The following is a 25,914-nucleotide window of genomic DNA, read 5'->3' as shown; positions in this document are numbered from 1 at the left end:
ATTATTCCTCCATCGCCTGTTCTAGTTTTTGGTACTCGAACATTTCGGCGTACCATCCCTGATGCGCTAATAAAGCGCTATGTTGCCCACGTTCAGTAATGTGGCCGTGATTCAAGACAATGATCTCGTCTGCTGCTTCCAATGCGGTGAGGCGGTGTGCAATAACGATTAGTGCTTGATCACGGTAGTGTGTTTCCAAATTCTTAAGGATTTGATGTTCGGTCCGTCCATCAACAGCGGAAAGTGCATCGTCCAAAACCAACACTTGGGCATTCAGCAGCATAGCGCGTGCTATCGCAATACGTTGTTTTTGCCCGCCGGAGAGTGTAATGCCTTTTTCACCAACTTCTGTTTGGTAGCCTTCAGGAAACTTCTCAATATCGTCATGTATACAGGCTAACTTTGCTGCTCTATAGACTTCTTCTTTCTCTGCATTAGGGTTGCCTAAGGCAATATTGTCGAAGATAGATTTGGAGAATAGAAACGGACTTTGGTTAACGACAGCAAAGCGGTTTCGCCACTGTGGAAGTAGGGCATCCTTGATCTCGACATCACCGAATTTAATTGAGCCGTTTTCTAAATCATGTTGACGCAAAAGTAGTGTTAACAGGGTCGATTTTCCGCTTCCTACCGGCCCTGCAACTCCCAACATTTTTCCGGGTTCAAGTTCGATGTTTACTTCCGTCAAAGCGGGCGGTAAATCACTAGACCAGTGGAAATCGTCGATATCAATTTTTAACGGAAGTGGTTTATTTTCTATTGGCTTATTGCCACTGATAATTTCTGGCTTTTCATCAAAGATCTCTTGTAATCGGTTCCATGCAGCAGAGCCTCTTTCTAAAATGTTAAATAGGAATGCGAATGCCAACATCGGCCATATCATCAACCCTAAATACATCGTAAATGCGGTCAGATCACCAAGCGTGATCTCACCTTTATCAACAAGGTAAGCACCAGCAGCGACACTAAGAAGGAAAGAAAGACCGATGGTTAACTGAATTGCCGGGTCAAATCTAGCATCGACTCTTGCGACAGCGATGTTCTTTTCGCCAGTATCATCCACAACCTCTTCAAAACGTTGCTGCTCTTGGTTTTCTAATCCGAAAGCACGCAGCATTCGCACGCCATTAAGTGACTCTTGTGTCATGTCTGACATGGTAGAAAAGGCTTCCTGAGCGACACGAAAGCGTTGATGTAGGATACGCACAATAAAGAAGATGATGATGGCAAGAAATGGCATTGGAAGAAGCGCCATTACGGTGAGCTTCCAGCTTACTTGCGTTACCATAATGATTAAAACCGCAATACCAGTGATCAAAGAGTCTGCGGCGGTTAAAACCCCTTCGCCGGCTGTCATAACGATATTACGCACATCATTAGTGCCACGAGCCATCAGATCCCCCGTCTTGTAACGTTCAAAAAAACGAGGTGGCTGTGTCGATAAGTGCCTATATAGACGGTTACGTAGAATGGTCCCGAGTTCCCAGCTTGCGCCGAAAAGCCAAATTCGCCATAAGATGCGACACCCATAAATAGTAAAGATCAGTACAGTTAACCCTGAGAGCCATAGAATCAGCGTATTTGTATCTAAAGTGTTGTCTACGACGCCATCAACGATGATGCCAACTGCTTTGGGCGGAACAAGCTGTAGTGCTGATATCACAGCGAAAAGCAGAATGGATCCGACATAGTGCCTCCACTTTTGTTGGAAATACCAACGTAGCTGCCAGAATATTCTCATTACGCCTCCCGCTTTAAATTATTGAATTTGTTATAGAACTATTATTGAGCGAAATGATGAGTTTACAAGCACAAGTTATAGGCGGGTTTAAAAACGATAGATTGTTTCAATTATAGCCATGTGTCGGCGCAAATTACTGGTTTTATCTCTATGAGCTCATTGTGCGACGACATTATGTGAAATAGTTGTTAATGATGGTTTTGGAGCCATTACCTTGTAATAACGATGAAGACACCAAAAGTAAAAGTGTTACTGCCACTCTCTATGGGAATTAGCAATCGTCAGTTTGTATTTTGTATTTCACTTGGCCACCAGGAGTTTCTGGGTAGTAAACTTCGACATAACACATATGTTCTGGACCAACAGGCTTGTTTGCAAAACCAATAAGGAAGTAGGGCTCGTCTGGGCTGTCTACCCCATACCAAGTGTTAATAGTGAGTTGCGGATCAAAGCCTGCTAGCTCTTTTGCTGGAATAACATTTTTGATAAATCCAAAGTAACCAATTAGGTCGTTATGGCCGTCATTATCTAGATCAATGTTATATTGTATGCCGCCATCTACTGCCTCTTGAGATTGAATCACTGCTTTGGTGTAGACAAAGTTGTTGGCGGTCATGAGTGCTTCTCTGGCTCCATATAGAACCGCCACTCTGGCATCTTTTTGTAAGCCAAGAAATTTAGGAAATGCAACGACGCTTACAATACCAAGAATGATGATGCACACAATGAGTTCAATAAGAGTAAATCCTTGAGAGCGACGCACTGCCTTTCTCCATGTTTTAGAAACGAATAGGCGGCTATTCTGATATAGAAACTTTCAGGTCAAGTATTAAAAAAGAATGATAATAAGAGATCGGGATTGTAAATCTCAAATATAAAACAAGTTGCTTATATTCGAGATGAAGAGTGATTTTGATAAAAACCAAGGAATGAACTCGAGAGGATAAAATCCTCCCGAGTAAAGCGACTAAGATTCGTGTGTCAGAGCACTGCGGTTACGTTTAAAAATGAATCGCCAAATAAATAAGACAATTGCGATGTAACCTAATCCTACCCCAAGCGCTTGCCAGTGCATGCCGTTATACATCGCGATTGGCATCAAAGAGATGATGAAGATGTCAGTGATTGAGCCTGGGACATAAGCGATGGCGTAATCATCAAGCACCTTGCTACGCATTTTTGGATCAACAATACGAAGCAACGCAATACCCATGGCAACTGTACCGGTTAACCAACCCCAAGAGAAAATGCCTTTCTCGAACCAATCTTCTCCCATGATACGTGGGGCAACCCAGAAGATTAGCCATAGTGTGAAGGCGATACCGCCGATTGCAAGCACTACCATCGGCATTAAATACTGGGCTAAGACGGTAATCTTGATGGCTGAGATACCAAAGATAATCAAATAATCGGTACTGATGCCCGCAGCGTGTTTGAATGCACCGTCACAAAGATAGCGTGAAGCTTTCGTTTGTTTCGCGATGATTCGCACAAGCATGCCGCCAAGGAAGCCGGTTACGAACGTAGGGATTTGTACCTTATCGTGGAAAGAAGATAAGTAGTTAGCCGCTACATACGAGAAAGCTGTTACCACTACAACCAACGCCGCGTGAATCGCAAAAGAATCAACTGACAGGGAAGACATGGTGTCTTTCATTACCGGTTCTTGATCAACAGGCTTAACAAGGCCCTTGCGTTCGTGTTCGTCCATGCTGTCGAAGGTCGTAAAGCTACGAATCCAACCCATCTTCAATGCGAATTGCAGCATGAGCATGCCGACAGAAATTGAAATGAAAATACCCACGGTTGCGAACGTTAAGCCAAGTGTGAAGCCATCTTCCCAGCCAAGCCCCGTGAAGATTTCACCAACAACAGAGGCTGAACCGTGTCCGCCCATAAAGCCCGCAGACATTGTCACACCAAAGCCGGGATTAATCTCTGGCCAGAAGAAGGTTGTGAGAACTAGACCAAACATTGCCGCAAACAACCACTGAGAAACAGAAGCGATTTGGTTAAACGCCCACAATGAGCCAGCACGCTGTGCGACGGTTTTAGGTGATGGAACATCCGTTGCCAGACCTAACGCAGAAAAAAGTGCAGCAGTTAATAGGCTTGCGTTAGCGGTAAACGTATCGGTCCAAGGCAGTACGTCTAACAGGGCTGGTCCAAAAATTAGACCGAATAATCCTGCGAGAACCGCCGATGGAATGTACATACGCTGTAGTAATGGCGCGTGAACGCGAATGACTTTTGCCAAAATCAATAGTAAGCCAGCGATGGCTAAGTCAGTCAGCATTAGACCTTTAGGCATCTTATCCTCCAGTAAATGCAGTCAAGGGGTAGCGTCCTTGTGACCTACCTTGAATAAAAATCTCCCTCAAGCCAAAAAGCCACATATGTGACTAGAAGCGTTGAGAAATCAATGTCGTTTTCATAAGCAAAGGAATGTGCTTATGCAATTTGAAATGAGTGTAAATGTTGTGATTGCACACGAACAGGAAGAGAAATTAGATTAAATTTCTCGATATTTTTTTGATAGTTCACTCAGGAAAGGCGGCAATCCTAGTCACTTTGTCAGAGCAATGCAATTGGTGTGAATCAATAAATTATGCCTAGTTAATGGGTGTCTCTGACTAACAACATGAAAAATAAAGACAATTAACAAGCAATAATATTTGTCATATCGACAATAAAAGTTAATTAAATGGTTAAATTGTCGCCGCTTTATGGGGTGACGTTATGGATTCACATGAGAAAGAATAAAATCGACCAAGGTACGGTTTTTAAGGGAAAGCTGTTTTGAACGGTAAAGCAGGTGGATCGGTTTTGGCTTGGGAGCATGTTGCTGGAGAATTTCTACCAAGGCACCAGATTGGATTTCCTGCTCAACTAAGATCTTTGGTTGCATAAGAACACCAGAGCTTTTTAACGCGGCGAACTTAAGTACATCGCCATTGTTAGACGTTAATCGGGTGTTGCTGTTTCCAAAGGTATTAGATGGCATGTTCACCACTTGTTGGCTTTCTCCTTGGTGATACTGAAACCCCAAACAATGATGGTGTGCTAAGTCATCAAGTGATTGGATAGGGGCATGTTGCTCAAGGTAAGAGGGTGAGGCGCAGTAAGTCATGTGGTATTCACCCAGTTTTCTCGCGACTAACGACGAATCGACCAACTCACCGATTCGAATAATCACGTCAGCTTCGCTTCGATATGGGTCAATCAAATTGTTGTCCAACATTAGCTCAACGTTCAAATCGGGAAATTCAGCTAAGAAGTCAGCCACGATAGGAGCAATGACCTTTTTGCCATACGTGACAGGGCAGTTAACTTTTACAGTTCCGGTTGGACGGTTGATCAGCGTCTGGATCAGGTTCTCTGCGTTGGTGATGTCTTCAATAATGCGGTGGCACTCTTGGTAGTAGAGTCTGCCAGCTTCGGTCAGGGACTGTTTGCGCGTGGTGCGATGAATTAGCTGTGTACCTAAGCTTTGCTCAAGAAAGCTCACGTGCTTGCCAACCATGGTCGGTGAAATATCAAAGTGGTGTGCTGCATTACGAAAGCTGCCGTGTTCGACCACGTAAGCGAAAACCTTCATGCTTGTTAATTTATCCATTACACACCCAGAGTTGATAAAGAAATAACTAAAGCAGAGTTTATCAATCAAATGAGGTTAATTACAGTGGACGTATGATTAAGAATGGAGAAAGAGAGCCATCATGAGCGAGACGATTTTTGTTACCGCCGAACTGAAAATGAATGCCGATAAGCCAAGACAACAAGTGGTTGAAGCCATTGAACAATTTTGCCTTGATATGCAAAGCGAAGCGGGGTGCTTGCAAGCGAATGCGACCTACGATTCTACAGAACCACAACGTGTGATTCTTTGGGAGCGATATGAAAACCGCACCGCGATTGAAGCGCATTTTGCTATGCCGCATACACAAGCGTTTATTGCTGCTGAAGTGGCAGAGTTAGTCCAAGCATTCGAAACCCAAGCTCAATAGGAGAGGCGAACATGAAATGGGGCATTTTAGGCACAAGCTTTATCTCAGGTGTCATGGCTGAAGCAATCCAAGGCGATGACAAGAGTGAACTGTACGCGGTTGCTGGGCGTTCGGAGCAGAACTTAAAGACATTCGCTGAGCAATATGGCATCGAGAATACGTTCACCGATTACGATGCGTTGATTGCTGATGAGCAAGTCGACATTATTTACATAGCATTGCCAAATCACCTTCATCATGACTTTATCGTTAAAGCGGCAGAGCAGGGAAAAGCGATCCTGTGTGAAAAGTCACTGTCGGTAGATATGGAAAAAACCGAGTTGGCACTAAAAGCAGTCGAAACGCACAAGGTATTCTTTGCTGAGGGTTTGATGTACTTACATCACCCATTGATCAGCGAGTTGGTTTCTGTGCTTAAATCGGGAGAGATTGGTGAACTTCGCTCCATCCACACGTCTTATATTGCGTCGATTGCGCAGTTTGTTAATCCAGACAGTAAAGGTGCTTTGTATAACTTAGGTTGCTACCCAATGTCATTGGTGCATTTGGTGGTGAAAACCATGTTGGGTGAACAAGCCGTTGGAAACCGCTCTATGACGGCGATTGGTCGACGAGGTAACGATGGGAATATCTGTGAATCGAGTTTGATGATGCAATTCGGTGAGCAACAAACCGCGAGCGTACACACCGCCGAAGATCATGGATTGAAACACCAATTCACTATTCTGGGTAGTAAAGGCAGTATTACGTTAGACTCGAATCCATGGCTACCAACGCAAGACAACCAGTTTAGTGTGGAAATTTACGAGACGTCGAAGCGCGAGGTGTCTGTATCGGCAGCTGGAGACGCTTTCTTCTATCAAGTGCGCAATATTCGCCAAGCGGTTGAAGCAGGGCGTACATCGTTAGAGAACCCTTGTGCAACATGGGAAGACTCTCACCGTATTATGCAGCTACTGACTGAGTGGGAATCACTGGCTTCAAAGTAAGTCTGTACTTGAACCAATGAACATAAAAACGGCGCACTAAATCCAATATTTGGTGCGCCGTTTTGTTTTGGGTTCAGTCTCTGTTAAATGCGATTATCGCCGGTGCTGAACGCAATGATTTGGCTGATTTCAGACAGGCTTCTACCACTTTCTTGCTGCCATTGAACAAACGCTTTGTTGGTTGCATCGAGCGATTTTTTCGTATCTTTGCCACCTTCAATGATCTTGCAATTACGTAGGTAAGCTTCAACGTCGCTAGACAAGATGAAGGTATCAACGCCCATTTGACGCAGTGTGTAAGGGCCAGTATTTCCGCCTAGGCGATTGCCGCGTTTCTTCAAATACGCCCATAGGTCGGTGATTTTCTCTTGCGGCCAATCGGCAACCATTTTGCCAAACGAGCCGTATTCGATTTTTGCTTCGTGGATCATACGAGCATTAGCAGGAATCGACATGACTTTAGTGAGATGGCGAATGATGCGTTTGTCGGTTGCTTTGGTTTCCCATTGCTCGTCTGACAGCATCAGCAACGGCTCAATCTTAAACCCAAAGAACACTTCTTCGAAGTTCGGCCACTTGTTGCGAACCACGCTCCACGAAATCCCACTTTGGAATACTTTCATCGAAAAAGCGGCCAGCCAACGGTCGTCGGGAATCGCTGCCAGCTCTTCTTTGCTTAGTGGATGAGACAAAAGCGCTTCAAGTTGATCTTCACCACCTTTACGCTCGGCAGCGCGCTGATAAATCGCGTCAAATTTTTCGATACTCATAAAAGAAGTTAGTCCTAGTTTATGTCGATATTTGCGAAACATACTACGCTTAAGTGGCTGAATCGCAAATTGATGGAGTGTCACAAATGAAGAAGGTCACATTAACGTTTGTCGGAGAAGGTTCGGATCGTATTGCAGAAAAATTCTATGCGTGGATGACGGATGGTGGGTTAGAAGACAGCATGATTGAGAATTTATCTGACCGTGAAATCTCAGTTGTCGGCATCAGTGATATGGATAATGAAACGCGTGATGTGGTAATCAATACGGAAATGAACTAACGAGTCGACTATCGTCAGCAAGCAGAATCAGATAAAACAAAGCCCTTCACTCGAAGGGCTTTGTTGCGTTTATAAGCATGGGAGCTTAGTTGTTTACCAGCGTCAGACCGCTTGGTAGTGCATCACCGAAGATACGCTTCGATTCGCTCTCAGATAGCTCTTTGACTTCTTCAACCAGTGATACCCAAGATTCAGGCACCTTGCTTTGCTTCAACTTAGCCAGTACCTGCTCACGGTAGTCGTCAGAGATATCGAATAGGCGATCGCCCGTCTTACGACAAATCATTACGGCTGCAAACGCGATCATTGGTTCTTTCTGCCAGTTCTGCTCTAACAGCTTAGGCAACCACTGTTCCGCTTGTTCACGAGGAATGACGTTATGCTGGCTGCCATACAAAGGCGTACGTGATGCCAAGCGCCCCATTGCCCACCAGTGTGCTTGTTCAAACTGGTTATGGTTGATGGCTTTGCTCAAGAACCACGTTGCCAACAGAACTTTGTCTTCGACTTCTAGATGCTCCAGAGAGGCTGACAAACGTACCATCGACTCGTAACCCATATCTTGTGCCGCTTTGGCGGATTGTGGGTTTTTCATCGCACCAGGATGTAGGTATTTCGCGATGTCCGCCAAGATGGTCTCTTGTTGCTCTTGGCTCAAGCCACCTGCGATACGACGCCAGAACACCCACCAGTCGGTCCAACCTTGATGGTTCTTAAACTGAATGTTTTGCTGGTAGAGACCCCAAACTTGTTCAATGCGCCATGAGTCGGTTGGATCGCCAAAGCCTGGACGCAATGCAAAACCCGCTAAACGAAGCCAGTTTTTCTCGTGCTGTTCAGAGCGGCGGCGACGCTTACGACCTTGTGCAAAGGTATCAAACAGTTGACGTAGGGTCGTGAAATCCCACTCGTCACGTTTGCCAAGTTTCTTCTCAAGATCTTTGGCTAAGGTTTTGATCTCTTTGCTTTCTGCGCTTTTCTTGTTACCGCTGTAAAGGCGAGCGATCAGCTCCTTACATTCATTCAGTTTAGGGTGAAGCTTAACTTGCTCGCTGTCATCGGTTTGCTTGTTACGAACTTCGAACTCCAGCTCCCAACGTTTGCTATCGTCTTCTGCGCTGACACATTCCATCTTAAGCGTACCGACTTCGGTCAACTGACACGCCAGTTGCACTTCTACGCGCTCTTTCTGGTTGGCTTGCAGTTCGGCACCTTCACCTTCAAGGGTGGTGATATAAGGCGGCAGAGGAGCAAATAAGTCAGGATCAACGTCCACCATCACACCGTTTTGAATGGAGGTGTTATTGGTTAAGGTGTCGTGGGTAGAAGTCAGCAGGTTAAAGCGAACGGGTTCACCTAGGGTAAGCGAGAAGCGACGACCACTTAAGCGGATCTCATGACCTTCTTCTGTACCTTTTGCGAGCAAACAGAGCGCTTTGCCCATCTTGTTCTTTTCTTGAAGATGCAAGAAGTAAGAACGCGCTGCGCCACCACCAATTTTTAGCTGTGCACCACGACGTGCTTTACCAAACGCAACAGCACCTAGTGCAACAGACCAATCTGGATGTGGGTTATCTAATACCGTAACCGGAGCGCCGCGCCAATCGGACAGTAGGGTAGTGACACGCTCAGTCACAAGTTCACTATTGAACACACCACCGTTAAGTAGCAAACCTACCGGAATGGCATTTTGTTTGTCGTCTTCAATGCCAAGAGCGGCACGAGCAACTTGTTGGTGCTGAGTTAAGAACTCGGCAACGTGCTTGCTCACTGCTGGGTCAGCAACGTATGGAAGACCAAACTCGACAACGGCGCTGCGGCGTTTGTCTGGTACTTCACTGAAATCAGAAAGCGGGAAGAAGCCATCTAAAGCGATTTGGTGCACTTCTTGTTTGCTCAGCCCAATACTCTTTGTTCCGCCAAGAAGTTTTGAGCCGCTGCCCAGCATGGTGATTTTTACTTCTTCAGGTGCACTCGCTGAAAGCAGGTTCTCTTTCGCCTTGCGAGTTTGCTGAATCAACTTAGTCAGGCTTGCTGCAGTGAGCTTCTTACTTTGGTTGAAGCGGCTCTCCGCAAGGTGCGCTAATGCTAAGTCGAGGTTATCACCACCAAGCATCAAGTGCTCGCCAACACCAATACGATCAAGGGCTAGTTCATCTTGAGAAGAGAAACTTGCTTCAATCAAGCTCAAGTCGGTAGTACCACCGCCCACATCACACACCAGAATCAGCGGCAACTCTTTGAGTTCATCAGCTGCGGTTTGCTGGTGGCGTGCGTACCAGTCGTAACATACGGCTTGTGGCTCTTCGAGCAGGACGATTTTCTTTAAACCAGCCAGCTGTGCAGCTTCAAGCGTGAGTTTACGAGCGGTTTCATCGAACGACGCTGGAACGGTCACAACCACATCTTGGTCTTCTATCTTATTGCTAGGGTGACGGTAGTTCCATGCTTGACGAATGTGGTTGAGGTAGCTTGCGCTGGCAATAACGGGTGAGACTTTATCTACGTCTTGCGCGCCCGCCCAAGGAAGAATGTCTGAACTACGATCCACTGCTTGGTGCGATAGCCAGCTTTTAGCACTGGATACCTGACGTCCTTCCACCTTAGCGCCTAATTCACGAGCCCATTCACCCACGATCACATTACTAATGTCGCCAGAGACAGGTTCGTTTTCCCAAGGGAGTGTTAGGTCAGAAGGGGAGATTTGACCAACCGCAGGGTGATAGCGGAAAGAGGGCAGCAATGGTTTACGAACCACTTCACCGGGACCAATCAGTTGGTCGATGTCAAATAGGGATACTTCGGATTGTTCAAGGTTGTCGGTGATTTCACAATACGCCACCACAGTGTTTGTGGTGCCAAGGTCAATACCAACAAGAAAACGAGGAGATGCCATACAAACCTTCGTGTATTTAAAAACGGCACCCGATTGGATGCCGTTTGATTTCTATTTATTCTTCTTCGTTTGAGTTGCTTTTCGCGTCTTCGCGCACATCGAACTCAACATGCCATTTTTGACCGTTATCAGCGGCAATGGCTTCTAAGTAAAGCGTACCAAGCTCTGTGACGCGAGAGGCTAGGGTTACCGGAACCACTTCACCTTCACGACGACCTTCAGATACAGGCAGCGTTACTTGGATTTCTGGAAGCTCTTCAAGCTCTTCTGGTGCCCAGTAGTCTAGGTGAGTACCTGCTAGGTCATCACGACGAACCGTTGAGCCGAAGAATTGGAAGTTAACAGGCTGACCGATGATCAAACCAAACTCTTGGCTTGGTACGTCAACGCTTGAGCCTTCTTCCATACCAAATGGTGCAACACAAAGTGCTTCCATTGGCGGCGCCATGCCCGGAATCGCAGGCATTGCACTTTCGATACCTACGTAGTAAGCCGAAGCAATACCACCACGGATACGAACGCCTTGACCACGACGTACAGAGCCGTAGTAAGCCGCACCGCTAGCAACTGCAAGGTCTAAATCCACACCTGTTAGGCGCTTCGCCATTTCTGCATCTGCTTCAATTAGCCATTCGTTGATCGTGTCTTCTAGACGAGTTGCTAGAAGTTTCGATTTCAGAACACCACCGTTGAATAGGATTGCGGTTGGCTTGATGAAGTCAGCTGATTGCGCTGCATCCGCACCTGGCATACCAGGCATGTTAGCGAACGGGTTGAAATCTTGAGCTGCTGCTTCTGCGCCACTTCCTGAAGCAGAAAGTGCATTGGCTTGTTTAGACAAGAACGCAGCAATGTGACGAGTAATGCCTGCATCTTGTGCGTAAGGCAGACCCATTTGCGTTAGTGCACCACGGTTACGTTGAACAGGGTGGTCAGTAATCGCAACTTGAGGGAAGAAGCCATCAACCAGTGTTTGTTGTACTTCTTCTTGAGTCAGTTCTGTTTTCAGCGTTGCGCCAAGCAGTTTAGAACCACGGCTTGGTACTACGATTGGCACTGACTGAAGTTCGCTGTCGTTCAATAGCGCTTCTTTCGCGTCGCGACATGCGTGTGTCATTGCCTGAACTTGCCATGGCTGTAGCTCTTTACCTTCTTGGGCTAGCTTCATCTTCAAGCGGTACGCAAGTGCAAGATCCATGTTGTCACCGCCAAGTAGGATGTGTTCACCTACCGCGATACGGTTCAGAGTTAGGTTGCCGTCGTCTTCAGTTACTTCAACCAAAGAAAGGTCGGTTGTACCACCACCGATATCGACCACAAGTACGATGTCGCCAACTTCAACTTCGTCGCGCCATTTGTCGTTGCTGTTATCGATCCAGTTGTAAAGTGCAGCTTGTGGCTCTTCTAGAAGTGTTAGGTGCACAAAACCAACGTTGCGTGCTGCTTCTGCAGTTAGATCGCGAGCAGCAGGATCAAAAGAAGCAGGTACCGTGATAGTCACGTCTTGATCGGTAAGGTTGTGATTTGGATTGGTGTGATTCCAAGCATCTTTTAGGTGCTCTAGGTAAAGCTCTGTCGCACGAAGAGGGGATACTTTTTCCACTTCTTCTGGGCTACCTGCTGGTAGGAAAGCATCACGACGATTCACACCTGCGTGGCAAAGCCAAGATTTCGCACTTGCAACAAGGCGAATCGGTGTTTTTGAACCTAGGTTACGTGCAATTGCACCAACTAGAGCTTTTGGCTCGCTCGACCACGGAAGAACGCGTGATTGCGGGTTCATTTCGTGCTCGTGCGGCTGGTAAAGGAAAGAGCCTAATTGGCTACGAGTCTCTACCGTACCCGGCGCAGTCAACTGCGGGATTGGCATCACTTCAACGCGAGCGTCTTCGTTGTGTGTATCAACAAAAGACATGACACAGTGTGTTGTACCTAAGTCGATACCAACACTGAATTTAGGTGTCTGTTGAGTTTCAACAGACGCTTCTTGAGAATGGTTTTCTTGGTTCATGTGTTCCATTACAGCTCAACCTCAGCTGGAGCGATCACAGAAGCATCGTAGTTCTCAGCAAGTTTAGGCAACGTCATTGATGTTGCTTTCCAGCCTTTGTGAACTAGCGTGCCGTTGAATGGCGCGCTGCCTGTTACGTTGCCAGTTAGGCGGATTTCTTGTGGGTTGAAGCCTTCTTCAACCGTAATGCGAGTTTCTTCGTCTTCGTTACGAACATGCGCTAGCGTCACGTAGTCGTTCAGTACTTTCTGACCGCCAGTGTGGATTACGCGAGCGGCTGCGCCTACTTCTTCATCAGAGAATGACGTTAGGTCTTCTTTTAGGAAGTCAATCAGGCGAGCTTCTTGTTGCATGATAGAAAGCAGCTGCATTGCAGAGTCCGTTGACGCGGTTGCAAGTTTTGATTCAACTTCCACCACTTTTTCAACGACTTTCTCTACTTCCACTACTTTTTCTACTTCAACGATCTTCTCAACTGGTTTCTCAACCTCGACGATTTTCTCGACTGGTTTTTCTACCACTTTCTCGACCACTTTTGATTTGCGCGACACTGCAACTAGAAGAAGCAAAACGCTCGATGCGGTTAGGCCAGCGTGAAGCATATCGAACGTTTGAGGAATTAGGTTCAAATCAATGTTCATGACGTTTTTTCTCTTTCTATTGATTTATTGGCGCTCAGTATTGGCTCATATTTGTTCACTAAAACGATCGTCTTTGCGATCTTGCACCAAGTTTAGACATTAAAATGATGACGGATGGTAGCATATTCAAGGCTTAAGGCTGTAATAATTCGTGACTATACCGTACGAACAGCGTGAAAAATCGACGATCAGACTCCCCAATATAGGTTGTTGCTTGATGTTTGTGCATTGCTAACGCAGTATTTCAATAGATCCCGAAGTTTAACTTACGGAAGTATCAAAAATTACGATATGACACAAAGCACCGCTCATAAGAGCTTTATAAAACGACATTCAGACTCTATTTTAGCTTTTTTGGCGACTTTATGTGTCACTGCTGGTGTAGTTGGTGCTGCTTATACAATGCAGCAACGGTATACACAGACTACGTTTGATACTTTAGCCGACCGACAAGCAGAATCACTTAAAGCAAACGTCGAGAATGATCTAAAGTTCATTGGTGCGGGCGCAAACTTTTTCCATTCGATTGAGCGAAGCTATTGGCCATCGTTTCCGATGTATGCGGAACAAGTGATTAACAGCTCGCGAAGTCTCATTGGACTTCAATGGATGCAAAAGGTCGAATTCGAAGATCTTGATGAACATATTTTAAAGACCCGTCAAAAATTTCCAAACTTCCAACCGTTTACCGTTCCTAAAGATGGTCCCAAAACCTACGGGTACATTTTTGAACACAATGAGCCAATTTTCATCGCGTCGGATATCTACCCAAGAACACCGGAAAACCTTTCTCTATTGGGTTTCTATTTTTCGCGCAAACGCTTCGATTTAATCTTGGATGATATTTCCGAAAATGGGCGAGCGAATGTCTCGGATAAAGTTCGCTTACTGCAAGATGGTTATGACAAGTCCATACCTAAGACTGGGTTGCTGGTGTTCCATCCAGTGTTCGACTTCGAGAACAAATATTTATTAGGAGTAGTGACCGGCGTTATCCGAAGTACGGTTTACTTTGAGGATTTGATTACGAAAACCGCGACGGAGCTCGATATGTCGGTGCGCGTAGAAGACTTGGGATTCGACGCAGCAGATGACCCTGTTCTCTTTCAAAGTGCTAGCTGGGATAACATTCGAGGAACCGTTATAAGCCGAACCATTCAACTGCCTAACCGTGAATGGCGTATTGACTTTAAGCTTTCTGACGCAGTCTCAGCTTGGGAGCGTTCTATTTTAGCGGGCACGACGCTAGCCGGATTGGTAATCGCCTTTTTGATCAGTTGGATTGTGAATTTACAGTCTCGAGAAAAAGAGCGCTTAGCGGTCATGTTGGAGCTCAAAACCGTTGAATTAAAAAGAATGGCAGAGCGAGACCCTCTAACTCAACTACTGAATCGCCGAGCATTCAACGATCATTTGCTTAATCAGATAAACAAAGGTGTTAACTTCGCCTTGGTTGGTTTTGATATCGACCACTTCAAAGTGATTAATGACAAACACGGCCATTTAGGTGGAGATGAAGCGTTACAACATGTCACTAAGCTGGTCAGTGCTAATTTAAAACCGGGAGATAAGTTTTACCGAGCTGGTGGTGACGAGTTTTGTATTATTTCTAAAGTCATTGATAGAGCAGTGCTAGAAGCTTACCTAGAAAAATTACGGAGTGTTGTGGCAAGTACGGCTTTTGATTATGGTGATGCGTCAATCATCTGTACGTTGAGTATCGGTGCGGTTATCCATAAAGAAGAAGATCCTGAGAGCTTGTATCACAAAATGGATAGTCAACTCTATTTGAGTAAAAAAAACGGCCGTAATAATGTGTCGATCGGCGATTAAATGGGCGCACAAATTCGAGTTTTACGCCGTGTTACGATAGAATCGCACGCTTTAAATTTTTATGTTAGGAACCAAGGCAAACTATGAACCATAACCGTATTGTATGCTTCGATTTAGAAATGTGTTGCTGGAACGAAAATGGCATCGGCAGCACGGGTGAAATTATCGAAGTGGGGTTAGCTGAAATAGATTTGTCTAAAGGTGAGATAGTCAAGCGTGCTCAATACTACGTGAAACCAGAACACGATGAAGTGTCTCTGTTCTGCGCTGAGTTAACGGGCATCACACCACGTAAGATTGAAAAACAAGGACGCCCACTAGAAGAAGTGCTTAAATCTATGGTTAAGAACTTCGGTGGTCGCAACAAAATCTTTGCATCTTGGGGGCGAGATGACCTCATTCTTCTAGAAGAGTGTAAGCAAAAAGGTATTGAAGCACCGTTCACAGAGTTCATCAACTTAGCGACACTCTACCGTATTCAAAATCGTCTTAAAGATAAACGTATAGGCCATCGAGCCGCTCAAGAAGCAAAAGGAATAGACTGGGAAGGGCGTCAACACTCTGGCTATGTAGATGCATACAACTTAGCTAAGCTTGCTTTGACCATGTTTTAGTTATTCGAACCTAGCTAGCTTGTAATTAAATTATCATCCAACCATTGTTGTTTTGTCATGCAGTCTGTTTAGTGTGGAAAGAGCTAAACACATACCTTGACCAGTATTTTAATAACAATGTCGTTGGCTTATTGAAAAACGCGCAGAGTGCGCGTTTTTTTATGGCTACAGAAGCGATATCTGTTGTCATCCTAGGGGTAGCTTAGAGTTAGCCAGCGACTTATATACTCATCTCCTCACTTTACTGAGACTGTAACTTCGCTCGAATGAACTCGCTGTGATCAACATAGAGTAGCTCTGCTGTTTTACGGATCACCGCGTCTTCTAGCGGGTCAATTTCGCCGTCTGCGTAAGCGACTTCCCACATGCTTTTGATTAAGTTGTAACGAGTTTCTTGAGTCAGTTCTCTTAGTTGAGAGGTAAAGTCGTACAGCGAAGCGGAATCTTTTATTTTCTGTTGCGCTTGCTCTAACAAAGTATTTGATTCTTCTTCATTTAACGAAAGCAGTTTCATCAATAAAGAGCGCTTTGTTTCTTGTTCTCTATCATCGACACTATGGTCTGCACCAGAAACTTCACAAAGCAAACACGCGATAGCCATGTTAGGGGAAAGTGTGTTGGTTTGGCTTAAATCAGAGCCATCAATGAGTTGTTTAAATAATGATGTGAGAGAATTAAACATAATGAACACCGAGCTATTGTTTATTTGGTTAACATGGTAATAAATACGGAAGATCTCAAGGTGCGATACCAAATTTAGCACGCCGTTGACATTTAAGCACGGCCACTTTCTCCCCAAAAAACCTAAACTCCTGAGTTAGTTCAAGGTGACTTGCCTCTTACAAAGGGCAAGTCATTTTGGGATTGATACTCAGCTTTCAGCACGTGTCGGTGGAAAATGAACTTCGTCACCATCACTCGTCAGAATACTAATTTGACTTGGTTTGCCTTCATCATCAAGACGTAGCTCACCAATGGCACTATGGTTAACCAAGCGATAAAAGTTGTGCGTACTTGGTGCGCGTTTGTAAATCTTGAGTCGTTTACGTTTTGTGAACCAGTTTAAAGGTGAGCGAGGGCTGTATAGCAGTCTATCTAGGCCATCACAAATATTGAGCAGTTGTGTAGGGAACTGATTTTTAATTCCACTACAGGTGATTTGATAGATATTCGGACTGTTTTTTCGATAGCGGAGCTTAATATCGTATGCAAAAGAGTAGTGTACGTCGCCAGAGAGAATAACAAAGTTAGTTGGTGTCTTTGTGTGTGTGAAAATACTAATAAGAGTATTCGCACTTCCGGGGTGAGCCATCCAGTTTTCAGCATCAACCATCAATGGTTTACCAAGCATGGTCACCACACGTTGTAGTGCTTCGATAAATTTCACACCAAACATTGGCGCGGCAGAAACAATAACAACTTTGTCTTGGTGCACGAGTTCTTGGTGGAACTCAATCATCGCTTCCCAGTCCATTAAGCCAGAAGGTTTGTTCATTTTAGACTCAGAACGCCAGCGTCTGGTTCGTGTATCTAGCACGACAACTTTTGGTGTCGTAGGAATGGTGTAGTGCCAATTCTCAAAGCGATATAAATATTGAATAAATGCATCTTGGGTTTGCGAGGTTCGCTCATCGATAAAGCGTTGAGCGAGGCTCATAAATTCATCATTGAATTTTTCTGGCGCATTTCCCCAACCTTGGCAAAGCCAGTAAGCAATCAAGCTATTACCGATAATGCGTTTTGCAAACGTGTTGCTGTATGCGGCTTGTTCCCAGCCTATGGTGAGATTCCAATCGTCGGTGACATCGTGATCATCAAAGATCATATAGGTTGGAATGTGAGCGAGTAAGCGTTGAACCTTGTCCAGACCTGCGACGAATTTATCAATTTGTTTTTTTTCTTCGCGCCATTGCTGCTGCCATTTCGGTTCAAGAACTTCTCCGCCGACAGTAAATTCGTTTTCTAATAAACGATCCGTTCGAACAAACTTCCACAAGGTCGGAGACCAAACCAATAAGTACATTGCAAAGCACTCAGCAAAGCTTATTAGGTGATTCTCACACTCTTTGGCGCTGAATATTGGTGTCCCTCGGTGTGGAAAAAACTTACTTAGTAAACTGTCATCACTCACATAATGGGGCAACAATTTATCTCGACCATAATAGCAAGCAGGGTGTTGGTAGAGGTCATTGGTATTTTTTATCGGAGCTTGATCGAATTCTTCGCCTGGCAAACCCAATAAAGCTATGACTTGCTCAATGGCATCGAGAGTGGGGCCTGCAACATGGTCTGCATAGATTTGATCACCACTCATGATGAGCATATCCGGTCTTTCTTCAATGGATTGAGACGCGATTTTATGATCCGCAGCGACCAATGTATCATCACTGAAGTGATGGGGATTACGGCAAGAGCCATGTAGGAGATAATCCGCTTTTTCACTAACGAGGAACTCAATACCCAAGTTTGGCGTATTATCTCGCTCATAAGTCAGGTGAGGGAGCAGTTCCGTCACTAATCCATATTGCGTTTTTATTTGATAGCGTAACGCTTGATGGGTTGGAAACTCGCCTTCTAATTTAAGTAAGCAACACCACGCATTGAGGCCGATTTGAAGCTGTTCTTTTTGTTCACTTAAAGGGGCTTGATAAAGGATGGAGGCATTTTCATCCGTAATTTGCACCATACCCTCCAAGCGTTGGGTGGTGACTAGCCAAATATTGATTTCAGTTGCGGTCACTTTACGTAGGATCGGACCTGCAACGACAAGAGGAAGTGAAGAAATTTCAGTCGTGTTCATCAATGCTGGCAAAACGGCTCCTTATGTGTCAGCTTCTTCTTCTAATATTTCGATAACTTGCGAGCTACTAAGCTCATGTCCCATAAGGAACAAACCAAGCATCGCATCGGCTTTTGACGCGTTATCACTGTCTTCATCCAAAATTTGCTGAAGCCGAGTTCTAATTAGGTCGATTTCGTGTTCGACGAAGCCACGCCCTTCTTCGTCACCTTGACCATCTTCTGGTGCATTATCAAAGTGCAAAAACAACATGTCACCATCGAGTTGAGTCCCTATCAACCTCTCTGGCAGCCATGCTTCTCCCATCACAATGTCTGGGTCTGTATCTGCGGGTAAATGATTCAAGGTAGAGATGAGTTCTGATGCTTTCACTTTTTACTTCATTATGTTTGATTTAGAACTAAGCTAGAGTTTAAGCGCTTGTTGTGATGGTAAAATATTCGCAAACAAGCTCACCTAGTCGTGCAATATTAATATGATCTTGGGACTCAAACTGTCACGAGGATGACAACATTTGCCATTGTAACGGCTATCATCAGCAGAACATAAGCTTTTAATGGCAAATCATTGATGTTTGCCTGCTTCTCAACCAACATTTTTCGAACTCATGAAGAGATTAATTCTAACAACACTCGCTTTACCTTTAGCTGCGGCAGTTTCTTCTGCGCATGGTTCAGAAGAACAAACGTGGGGGATTGCTGCGATGTATCGCACAGCATCGATTCCGTTTTATACCGCCGATAATGACTCTACGGTGAGTACATTTGTACCAATGATGTTCTTTGAAAACCAACATGTGTATATCAATGGCATTGAAGGTGGCGCTTTTTTGTATAACGAGAGTGATTCCGACTGGCGCGCGAGCGCACTCATGCGATTGAGATTTGTCGATATTCCCATGTCGCTACAAAATGCTAATGAAGGGGACAGAGTAGATTTCGGTGGGCAAGTGCGTTATAGCATTAACGACAATTGGCGCGCAGAAGTAGAGTTGATGACGGACGACGAACTCCAGTTTCACTCTAATTACCGCCTTGCTGCCAATTATGTATTTGGGGATTGGGAATTAGAGCCATCGATTACGATTCGATACAAAGACGCTGATTTCAATAGTGAATATTACGCCTTTAAGGATATTACTGGCGAGAGAATTGGAGCTGGACTTGACACCAATCTTGGTATTAAAGCGCGTTACCATGTAACTTCAAATTTGTATTTACTGGGTGAGACGAGTGTTACTCGCTTAGATGATAACGCCTACAACAGTCAGCTTGTAGAAGATCGATATCAGGGAGAAGTGTTTGTCGGTTTTGGCTTTTTCAACGATAAAAGCAAAGCTCCGAAACCGACACTGAGCAATAAAGCATATCTACGTATTGCGCATGGTTGGGCGACGCCTTCGAACATCGGTGAAATATTTAGCTTTGAGAGAGAAAAAGACCCATACGACAATCAACTTACTTCATTGTTTTATGGGCATCCATTAACGGATGAGCTGTTTGGTTTTCCTCTTGATATTTATTTAACGCCAGGGTTGGTTCATCACTGGTCGTCCAGTGTTCAGTCTGCGAGCACAGAATACGTCATGGCGATTAAGGCTTATTATACGGTTAATTGGCCTACGACTTGGCGATTTGGTGTAGCGGAAGGTGTGTCATACATTGATAGCATTACCTATATTGAAGGCACAGAAATGGAAGACAAGGGTTATACACCAAGCAAGTTGCTCAACTACCTAGATTTCTCGTTTGATGTCAATGTAGGCGATCTCTTCAACCAAAAGAGCTGGAACAATATGTGGGTGGGCTATTCATTGCATCACCGCTCGGCGATTTTTGAAAGCGCTTCGCAGTTTGGGCGAATTAAAGGTGGGAGCAACTACAATACTATTTATTTCCAGTTCGAGTTTTAGCGCATCACGAGATGCATATAGGTCGGATTTGCAACTGACTTATTTATCGCCCATTATGAGTAATGATGAATAATACTATGCTGCTTTCAACGAGAAATTTCGTATATCGTGCCAGAGTTAAGGCTGTTTGTGATGCATCTGATGAATCGGATGGCATGAGCACCATGAGTATCGACTCCTCATTCAATCTTCAAATTGAAGCGATAAATTGTACCAACGCTGAATTTGCTAAACGCTTTTTTGCCATTCACGGAGAAGGGCATTTGGAGGGCGATGAATGGTTGGTGTTGTACGTCAACTCTCTTGACGTTAAGGCGGGAGACAATATAGAAATCCGTAGCGATGTCGCGTTTAATGCGATGATCGAGAATATGATAAGCGAAGCTGAGCGGTCTTTAGAAAAAGTCTACCTCGATGCAATACGCAACTTGGAGAAAGTGAATCGTTTTTGACGATGTAAGAGACCCTATAAATACGATCAAGGCATCAGGCTCCAAAAAGGGATTGGCGCGAACCGATCCCTTTTGTATTCTGGTTTATTCTAACTTACGCCATTGTTGCAAGTTGGCTTTGCGCTTCTGAAATGCCTTTTTCAGCCGCATCTTCACCCATGTTTAGCGCTTCTGCGTAAACAAATTCCACATCAGTGATTCCTACAAAACCCAGCACAGTGCGTAGGTATGGCGTAACGTTGTCAGTTGGTGAATCTTTATGAATACCACCACGAGTCGTTACTACAATCGCCTTTTTACCTTCAATCAAACCTTGAACGCCGTTTTCTGTGTATTTGAATGTCACGCCTGCACGAGCAATCAAATCAATCCAGTTTTTAAGCTGAGTCGGGATGGTGAAGTTGTACATTGGAGCGGCAATAACCAAAGTGTCTGCGGCCTTTACTTCTTCAATAAGGGTGTCAGACAAGTCGACCACCGCTTGCTGTTCTTGTGAAAGATCTTCCGTAGCGCGCAGTGCAGTCGCAACGGCGAAGTCCAAAACAGGTAGCGGGTTTGCAGCCAAATCACGAACAGTAAGCTTGTCTTGGTCTACATTTTTGATGAAGTCTTCAACCAATTTGTTTGATTGAGAGTAAGCGCCAAGGATGCTTGATTTTAGAGCTAGTACACGAGACATAATGGTTATTCCTTAAATAAGTGCTTTCGACTATGGGAGCCATTATAAGCAACGTAAGTGAGTTCAAAAGCCTAGCGATTCGCTGAATATGTTCGAAAAAATTGAATGAGCTTTCGGTTATCTTGTTACAGATCTTGTGTGATACAATCCGCGCAGTTTTTGTAATGAAAAGAATAGGAAACGCTTTGACTTCGTCACAGCCCCCAAAAAAGAATCTAGCTGAAGAGCAAGCGACACCGTCAAATGGTGCGCAAAAAGCGACAGCGAAACAAGCTCAAACACCTCAGGCTCAAGTGAATAGCGCGGCATCTCTGCGTAAAGCGCTGAATCAGTGCATGATGCGCGACCGTTTCCGCTTGAGTAAACGTATTTCTGGTGCAAGCAAAATTAAGAAGGACGCAGCGCGTAATGCTGTGTTCGACGAAATCGCATTAGACATCGCAAAATCCATGATGGTTGCAGAGCAGCGCAGCAACTACAAACCAACGATTGAATACCCAGAAATCCTGCCTGTAAGCCAAAAACGCGACGATATTGCGAAAGCGATCGCAGAAAACCAAGTGGTTATCGTCGCGGGTGAAACCGGTTCTGGTAAAACCACTCAGCTACCAAAAATCTGTGCTGAGCTTGGTCGCGGTAAATTTGGTCTGATTGGCCATACTCAGCCTCGTCGTCTTGCAGCGCGTTCGGTTGCTAACCGTATTGCCGAAGAGATGGAAACCAAGCTTGGTGAGTTTGTTGGTTACAAGGTTCGATTCAACGATCAGATCTCTGAAAATACCCAAATCAAATTGATGACGGACGGTATCTTGTTGGCTGAAATTCAGCATGACCGTTTCTTGAATCAATACGACACCATCATTATCGATGAAGCGCACGAGCGCAGCCTCAACATCGATTTCATCTTGGGTTACTTGAAAGAGTTGCTGCCACGTCGTCCTGATTTGAAAGTGATCATCACGTCGGCAACCATCGACCCAGAACGCTTCTCAAAACACTTCAACAATGCACCAATCATTGAAGTATCGGGTCGTACTTACCCGGTAGAAACACGTTACCGCCCACTAAGCGGTGATGACGACAATGATCGTGACCAGCTTGAAGGCATCTTCGAAGCGGTAGATGAACTGTGCGATGAAGGTTTAGGTGACATCCTGATTTTCATGAACGGTGAACGTGAAATCCGTGATACCGCAGATGCATTGTCCAAACGTAATCTGAAGAGCACGGAAATTGTGCCGCTTTACGCGCGTTTGTCGGCAGGTGAGCAGAATAAGATTTTCCAACCTCACACTGGTCGCCGAATTGTACTGGCAACCAACGTAGCAGAAACCTCGCTAACCGTTCCGGGTATTAAATATGTTATCGACCCGGGCACGGCGCGTATCAGTCGATACAGTTACCGTACTAAGGTTCAGCGTCTTCCAATCGAGCCAGTTTCTCAGGCGAGTGCGAACCAGCGTAAAGGTCGTTGTGGTCGTGTGGAAGAGGGTATCTGTATTCGTCTGTACTCAGAGGAAGATTTTGAGTCACGCCCAGAGTTTACTGATCCTGAAATCCTGCGTACCAATCTAGCGTCGGTTATCTTGCAAATGACGGCACTTGGTTTGGGTGATATTCAAGCGTTTCCGTTTGTGGAAGCACCGGATAAACGTAACATCCAAGACGGCGTGCGTTTGCTGGAAGAGCTTGGTGCGATTAACTCTGAGGTAAAAGACCCGAAAAAGCGCCTGACTTCCATTGGTCGCCAATTAGCGCGTTTGCCAATCGATCCGCGCTTGGCGCGTATGGTATTGGAAGCGCCAAAATATGGTGCGCTTAAAGAAGTGATGATCATTGCAGCGGCCTTGTCGATTCAAGATCCACGCGAACGTCCTTCAGATAAACAACAATCGTCAGACGATAAACATCGTCGCTTCTTCCATGAAGAGTCGGACTTCCTGACATTTGTGAATTTGTGGGAATACATCCAAAAGCAGCAAAAAGCCTTGTCTAGCAATCAGTTCCGCAAACAGTGTAAGCAAGACTATTTGAACTACTTGCGCGTTCGCGAGTGGCAAGATGTGTACTTCCAAATTCATCAGTCGATGCGTGAGATGGAATTCAAGCTTAACGATGAGCCCGCTTCTTACCATGGCGTACACAGTGCCATTTTGGTTGGTTTGCTGTCGCACATCGGCATGAAAGACCAAGAAAAGAATGAATATCAAGGCGCGCGTAATGCTCGTTTCCATATCTTCCCTGCATCAGGTCTATTCAAGAAACAGCCTAAGTGGATCATGTCTGCTGAGTTGGTGGAAACCTCAAAACTTTGGGGTCGTATCATCGCAAAGATTCAGCCAGAATGGATTGAGCCGTTAGCTAAACACCTTATTAAACGCAGTTACAGCGAACCACATTGGTCGAAGAAACGCGCTGCGGTGATGGCGCACGAAAAAGTGATGCTTTACGGCGTACCAATCGTACCGAAACGCTTGGTCAACTACGGCAGTATCGATTCGACCGTAAGTCGCGAAATCTTCATTCGTAGTGCATTGGTTGAGGGTGAATGGGAAACCAAACACGCGTTCTTTAAGCAAAACCGTAAGCTTCTGCAAGAAGTGGAAGAGCTTGAGCATAAATCTCGTCGTCGAGACATCTTAGTGGATGATGATGAGCTGTTTGATTTCTATGACCAACGCGTTGGCACCGAAGTGGTTTCTGGTAAGCATTTCGATACGTGGTGGAAAAAGGCATCTAAAGAAAATCCGGAACTGCTGAACTTTGAAAAAGAGATGCTGTTCAAGGGTGATGCTAGCCATGTGACCGATTTGGATTACCCGAACTTCTGGCATCAAAATGGTTTGAAGCTCAAATTGAGTTACCAATTTGAACCAGGCGATGATAGTGACGGTGTCACAGTGCATTTGCCGTTGCCGATTTTAAACCAAGTTGAACCAGCGGGCTTTGATTGGCAAATCCCTGGTTTGCGCCATGAGCTTGTGGTCAGCTTGATTAAATCGTTGCCAAAGACAATTCGTAAGAACTTTGTGCCTGCGCCAAACTATGCCGATGCATTCTTAGCAGGCGTCACGCCAATGGAAGCGCCGCTGCTAGATTCATTAGAGAAAGAGTTGCGACGCATGACGGGCGTAGAGGTACTGCGTGAAGACTGGAACTTGGAACAAGTACCTGAGCACTTGAAAGTCACGTTCCGTGCGGTTGATCATCGAAATCGTAAACTGAAGGAACATAAAGACCTTCATGAACTGAAAGAAAGTTTGAAAGACAAAGTTCAAGAAACGCTTTCCAAAGTTGCGGATGACGATATCGAACAGCAAGGTCTGCATACGTGGAGTTTTGGCGAATTGCCGAAAGTGTATCAACAAAAACGTGGCGGCTACGATGTAAAAGCGTATCCGGCACTTGTTGATAGCAAAGACAGCGTTGAAATCAAACTCTACGAAACAGAGTACGAGCAGATAACGGCAATGCGTGCTGGTCAGCGTCGCCTAATTTTATTGAACGTACCGTCGCCAATTAAATATTTGCACGCCAACTTACCGAACAAATCGAAGCTGGGTCTGTACTTTAATCCATACGGCAAAGTGCTTGATCTGATAGATGACTGCATTGCCTGTGGTGTCGATAAGCTTATTGAAGAGCAGGGTGGTTTAGTTTGGGAGCCAGAGAAGTTCGAAGCGTTGAAAGAACACGTTCGTGCTGAATTGGGTGACACCGTTGTAGAGATTGCTCAACAGGTTGAGACTATTCTGACCACGGCGTTTAGCATCAATAAGAAGCTAAAAGGCAAGATCGACTTCACAATGGCGTTTGCTCTGTCCGATATCAAAGCACAAATTGAAGGCTTGATCTTCAAAGGCTTTGCAACGGAATGTGGCTGGAAGCGCTTGCCGGATATTCTTCGCTACATGCGCGCGATAGAGCGCCGTATGGAGAAGTTGCCAATCGATCCAAACAAAGATCGTTTACATATGCTGAAGATTGAATCTGTGACTCAAGACTATAAAGAGTTGCTGAACAAGATCCCGAAAGGTGTGGCCATTCCTGAAAATGTAAAAGAAGTGCGTTGGATGATTGAAGAACTTCGCGTGAGTTACTTTGCTCAACAATTAGGCACTCCTTATCCTGTTTCTGATAAACGAGTCAAAAACGCGATTGATGCTTGCTAATCAACCAGTAAAATAGTGTCAGATTTGTAATTATCGCTTAAGAAGTTGCTGGTACACTAATTGCTAGTAACTCAATAAGCATTATTTTTTAGTTCTGGGAGGCAATAGTTCGCCTC

General features: G+C 45.1%; 20 protein-coding genes. 8 read left to right on the top strand and 12 right to left on the bottom strand.

Annotation, left to right across the window (positions count from 1 at the left end; genetic code table 11):
* Window position 1: 1 nt before the first annotated feature.
* From R7O13_RS08815 to R7O13_RS08800, 4 genes are all read right to left on the bottom strand, one after another.
* Window positions 2–1,741, bottom strand: coding sequence for an ABC transporter transmembrane domain-containing protein (locus tag R7O13_RS08815; protein WP_065274505.1), 1,740 nt, complete (start codon window positions 1,739–1,741; stop codon window positions 2–4).
* A gap of 271 nt (window positions 1,742–2,012) precedes the next feature.
* Window positions 2,013–2,504, bottom strand: coding sequence for a type II secretion system protein (locus R7O13_RS08810; protein WP_318303606.1), 492 nt, complete (start codon window positions 2,502–2,504; stop codon window positions 2,013–2,015).
* A gap of 204 nt (window positions 2,505–2,708) precedes the next feature.
* Complete coding sequence (locus R7O13_RS08805; RefSeq protein ID WP_318303604.1) at window positions 2,709–4,052, bottom strand: sodium/glutamate symporter; 1,344 nt, start codon at window positions 4,050–4,052, stop codon at window positions 2,709–2,711.
* A gap of 426 nt (window positions 4,053–4,478) precedes the next feature.
* Window positions 4,479–5,357, bottom strand: coding sequence for a LysR family transcriptional regulator (locus tag R7O13_RS08800; RefSeq protein ID WP_005377700.1), 879 nt, complete (start codon window positions 5,355–5,357; stop codon window positions 4,479–4,481).
* 103 nt (window positions 5,358–5,460) lie between these two features.
* On the opposite strand from R7O13_RS08800, the gene R7O13_RS08795 reads away from it, so the two are divergent.
* Both R7O13_RS08795 and R7O13_RS08790 read left to right on the top strand, forming a co-directional pair.
* Window positions 5,461–5,748, top strand: a complete 288-nt coding sequence (locus R7O13_RS08795; RefSeq protein ID WP_005377698.1) for a putative quinol monooxygenase — start codon at window positions 5,461–5,463, stop codon at window positions 5,746–5,748.
* Window positions 5,749–5,759: 11 nt separating this feature from the next.
* A complete protein-coding gene (locus R7O13_RS08790; RefSeq protein ID WP_222712240.1) occupies window positions 5,760–6,737 on the top strand; it encodes a Gfo/Idh/MocA family protein in 978 nt (325 codons plus the stop codon).
* An 83-nt stretch (window positions 6,738–6,820) separates the two neighbouring features.
* Here R7O13_RS08790 and R7O13_RS08785 read toward each other — a convergent pair whose 3' ends face one another.
* Window positions 6,821–7,507 carry a DNA-3-methyladenine glycosylase I gene (locus R7O13_RS08785; RefSeq protein WP_005377694.1) on the bottom strand — a complete coding sequence of 229 codons (687 nt, stop codon included), beginning with the start codon at window positions 7,505–7,507 and terminating at the stop codon, window positions 6,821–6,823.
* An 86-nt stretch (window positions 7,508–7,593) separates the two neighbouring features.
* Here R7O13_RS08785 and R7O13_RS08780 point away from each other — a divergent pair, with 86 nt between their 5' ends.
* The gene (locus tag R7O13_RS08780; protein WP_005377692.1) at window positions 7,594–7,788 is read left to right on the top strand and encodes a hypothetical protein; all 195 of its coding nucleotides are present in this window, start codon (window positions 7,594–7,596) and stop codon (window positions 7,786–7,788) included.
* A gap of 85 nt (window positions 7,789–7,873) precedes the next feature.
* On the opposite strand, the gene R7O13_RS08775 is transcribed toward R7O13_RS08780, so the two are convergent.
* The 3 genes from R7O13_RS08775 to R7O13_RS08765 are packed head-to-tail and all read right to left on the bottom strand — an operon-like array spanning window position 7,874 to window position 13,336.
* Window positions 7,874–10,684: an Hsp70 family protein gene (locus tag R7O13_RS08775; RefSeq protein WP_318303601.1), complete on the bottom strand. Its 2,811-nt coding sequence runs from the start codon at window positions 10,682–10,684 to the stop codon at window positions 7,874–7,876.
* A 55-nt stretch (window positions 10,685–10,739) separates the two neighbouring features.
* Window positions 10,740–12,704, bottom strand: a complete 1,965-nt coding sequence (locus R7O13_RS08770) for an Hsp70 family protein (RefSeq protein WP_318303599.1) — start codon at window positions 12,702–12,704, stop codon at window positions 10,740–10,742.
* Window positions 12,704–13,336, bottom strand: coding sequence for a DUF2760 domain-containing protein (locus R7O13_RS08765; RefSeq protein ID WP_005389474.1), 633 nt, complete (start codon window positions 13,334–13,336; stop codon window positions 12,704–12,706). Before R7O13_RS08765 ends, R7O13_RS08770 begins: the two co-directional genes overlap by 1 nt.
* Before the next feature lie 291 nt (window positions 13,337–13,627).
* Between R7O13_RS08765 and R7O13_RS08760 the strand changes: the two genes are divergently transcribed.
* Window positions 13,628–15,169 carry a sensor domain-containing diguanylate cyclase gene (locus tag R7O13_RS08760; protein WP_005377686.1) on the top strand — a complete coding sequence of 514 codons (1,542 nt, stop codon included), beginning with the start codon at window positions 13,628–13,630 and terminating at the stop codon, window positions 15,167–15,169.
* An 83-nt stretch (window positions 15,170–15,252) separates the two neighbouring features.
* Window positions 15,253–15,783 carry a 3'-5' exonuclease gene (locus R7O13_RS08755; RefSeq protein WP_054701434.1) on the top strand — a complete coding sequence of 177 codons (531 nt, stop codon included), beginning with the start codon at window positions 15,253–15,255 and terminating at the stop codon, window positions 15,781–15,783.
* Window positions 15,784–16,024: 241 nt separating this feature from the next.
* Here R7O13_RS08755 and R7O13_RS08750 read toward each other — a convergent pair whose 3' ends face one another.
* From R7O13_RS08750 to R7O13_RS08740, 3 genes are all read right to left on the bottom strand, one after another.
* Window positions 16,025–16,465: a TerB family tellurite resistance protein gene (locus R7O13_RS08750; RefSeq protein WP_017820644.1), complete on the bottom strand. Its 441-nt coding sequence runs from the start codon at window positions 16,463–16,465 to the stop codon at window positions 16,025–16,027.
* A gap of 189 nt (window positions 16,466–16,654) precedes the next feature.
* On the bottom strand, window positions 16,655–18,595 hold the full coding sequence (locus R7O13_RS08745; RefSeq protein ID WP_042522918.1) for an alkaline phosphatase D family protein: 1,941 nt from the start codon (window positions 18,593–18,595) through the stop codon (window positions 16,655–16,657).
* A gap of 9 nt (window positions 18,596–18,604) precedes the next feature.
* Complete coding sequence (locus tag R7O13_RS08740) at window positions 18,605–18,955, bottom strand: hypothetical protein (RefSeq protein ID WP_005377676.1); 351 nt, start codon at window positions 18,953–18,955, stop codon at window positions 18,605–18,607.
* Window positions 18,956–19,190: 235 nt separating this feature from the next.
* Between R7O13_RS08740 and R7O13_RS08735 the strand changes: the two genes are divergently transcribed.
* Window positions 19,191–20,495 carry a MipA/OmpV family protein gene (locus R7O13_RS08735; protein WP_318303596.1) on the top strand — a complete coding sequence of 435 codons (1,305 nt, stop codon included), beginning with the start codon at window positions 19,191–19,193 and terminating at the stop codon, window positions 20,493–20,495.
* A gap of 62 nt (window positions 20,496–20,557) precedes the next feature.
* Entirely contained in the window at window positions 20,558–20,947 is a 390-nt protein-coding gene (locus tag R7O13_RS08730) for a hypothetical protein (RefSeq protein ID WP_236147214.1), read from the top strand.
* 94 nt (window positions 20,948–21,041) lie between these two features.
* Here R7O13_RS08730 and R7O13_RS08725 read toward each other — a convergent pair whose 3' ends face one another.
* Window positions 21,042–21,626: an FMN-dependent NADH-azoreductase gene (locus R7O13_RS08725; protein WP_318303595.1), complete on the bottom strand. Its 585-nt coding sequence runs from the start codon at window positions 21,624–21,626 to the stop codon at window positions 21,042–21,044.
* Between the two features lie 185 nt (window positions 21,627–21,811).
* Between R7O13_RS08725 and hrpA the strand changes: the two genes are divergently transcribed.
* Window positions 21,812–25,798, top strand: coding sequence for an ATP-dependent RNA helicase HrpA (hrpA, locus tag R7O13_RS08720; RefSeq protein WP_318303593.1), 3,987 nt, complete (start codon window positions 21,812–21,814; stop codon window positions 25,796–25,798).
* The last annotated feature ends 116 nt before the right edge of the window (window positions 25,799–25,914 follow it).

Source organism: Vibrio sp. Y176 (assembly GCF_033438945.1).
This window is presented reverse-complemented; position numbering and strand designations above follow the sequence as displayed.

Coding starts and splice junctions, on each gene's coding strand:
- R7O13_RS08815 (WP_065274505.1), bottom strand. CDS start 1,741: ATGAGAATATTCTGGCAGCTACGTTGGTATTTCCAACAAAAGTGGAGG.
- R7O13_RS08805 (WP_318303604.1), bottom strand. CDS start 4,052: ATGCCTAAAGGTCTAATGCTGACTGACTTAGCCATCGCTGGCTTACTA.
- R7O13_RS08800 (WP_005377700.1), bottom strand. CDS start 5,357: ATGGATAAATTAACAAGCATGAAGGTTTTCGCTTACGTGGTCGAACAC.
- R7O13_RS08795 (WP_005377698.1), top strand. CDS start 5,461: ATGAGCGAGACGATTTTTGTTACCGCCGAACTGAAAATGAATGCCGAT.
- R7O13_RS08790 (WP_222712240.1), top strand. CDS start 5,760: ATGAAATGGGGCATTTTAGGCACAAGCTTTATCTCAGGTGTCATGGCT.
- R7O13_RS08785 (WP_005377694.1), bottom strand. CDS start 7,507: ATGAGTATCGAAAAATTTGACGCGATTTATCAGCGCGCTGCCGAGCGT.
- R7O13_RS08780 (WP_005377692.1), top strand. CDS start 7,594: ATGAAGAAGGTCACATTAACGTTTGTCGGAGAAGGTTCGGATCGTATT.
- R7O13_RS08775 (WP_318303601.1), bottom strand. CDS start 10,684: ATGGCATCTCCTCGTTTTCTTGTTGGTATTGACCTTGGCACCACAAAC.
- R7O13_RS08770 (WP_318303599.1), bottom strand. CDS start 12,704: ATGGAACACATGAACCAAGAAAACCATTCTCAAGAAGCGTCTGTTGAA.
- R7O13_RS08765 (WP_005389474.1), bottom strand. CDS start 13,336: ATGAACATTGATTTGAACCTAATTCCTCAAACGTTCGATATGCTTCAC.
- R7O13_RS08760 (WP_005377686.1), top strand. CDS start 13,628: ATGACACAAAGCACCGCTCATAAGAGCTTTATAAAACGACATTCAGAC.
- R7O13_RS08755 (WP_054701434.1), top strand. CDS start 15,253: ATGAACCATAACCGTATTGTATGCTTCGATTTAGAAATGTGTTGCTGG.
- R7O13_RS08750 (WP_017820644.1), bottom strand. CDS start 16,465: ATGTTTAATTCTCTCACATCATTATTTAAACAACTCATTGATGGCTCT.
- R7O13_RS08735 (WP_318303596.1), top strand. CDS start 19,191: ATGAAGAGATTAATTCTAACAACACTCGCTTTACCTTTAGCTGCGGCA.
- R7O13_RS08730 (WP_236147214.1), top strand. CDS start 20,558: ATGATGAATAATACTATGCTGCTTTCAACGAGAAATTTCGTATATCGT.
- R7O13_RS08725 (WP_318303595.1), bottom strand. CDS start 21,626: ATGTCTCGTGTACTAGCTCTAAAATCAAGCATCCTTGGCGCTTACTCT.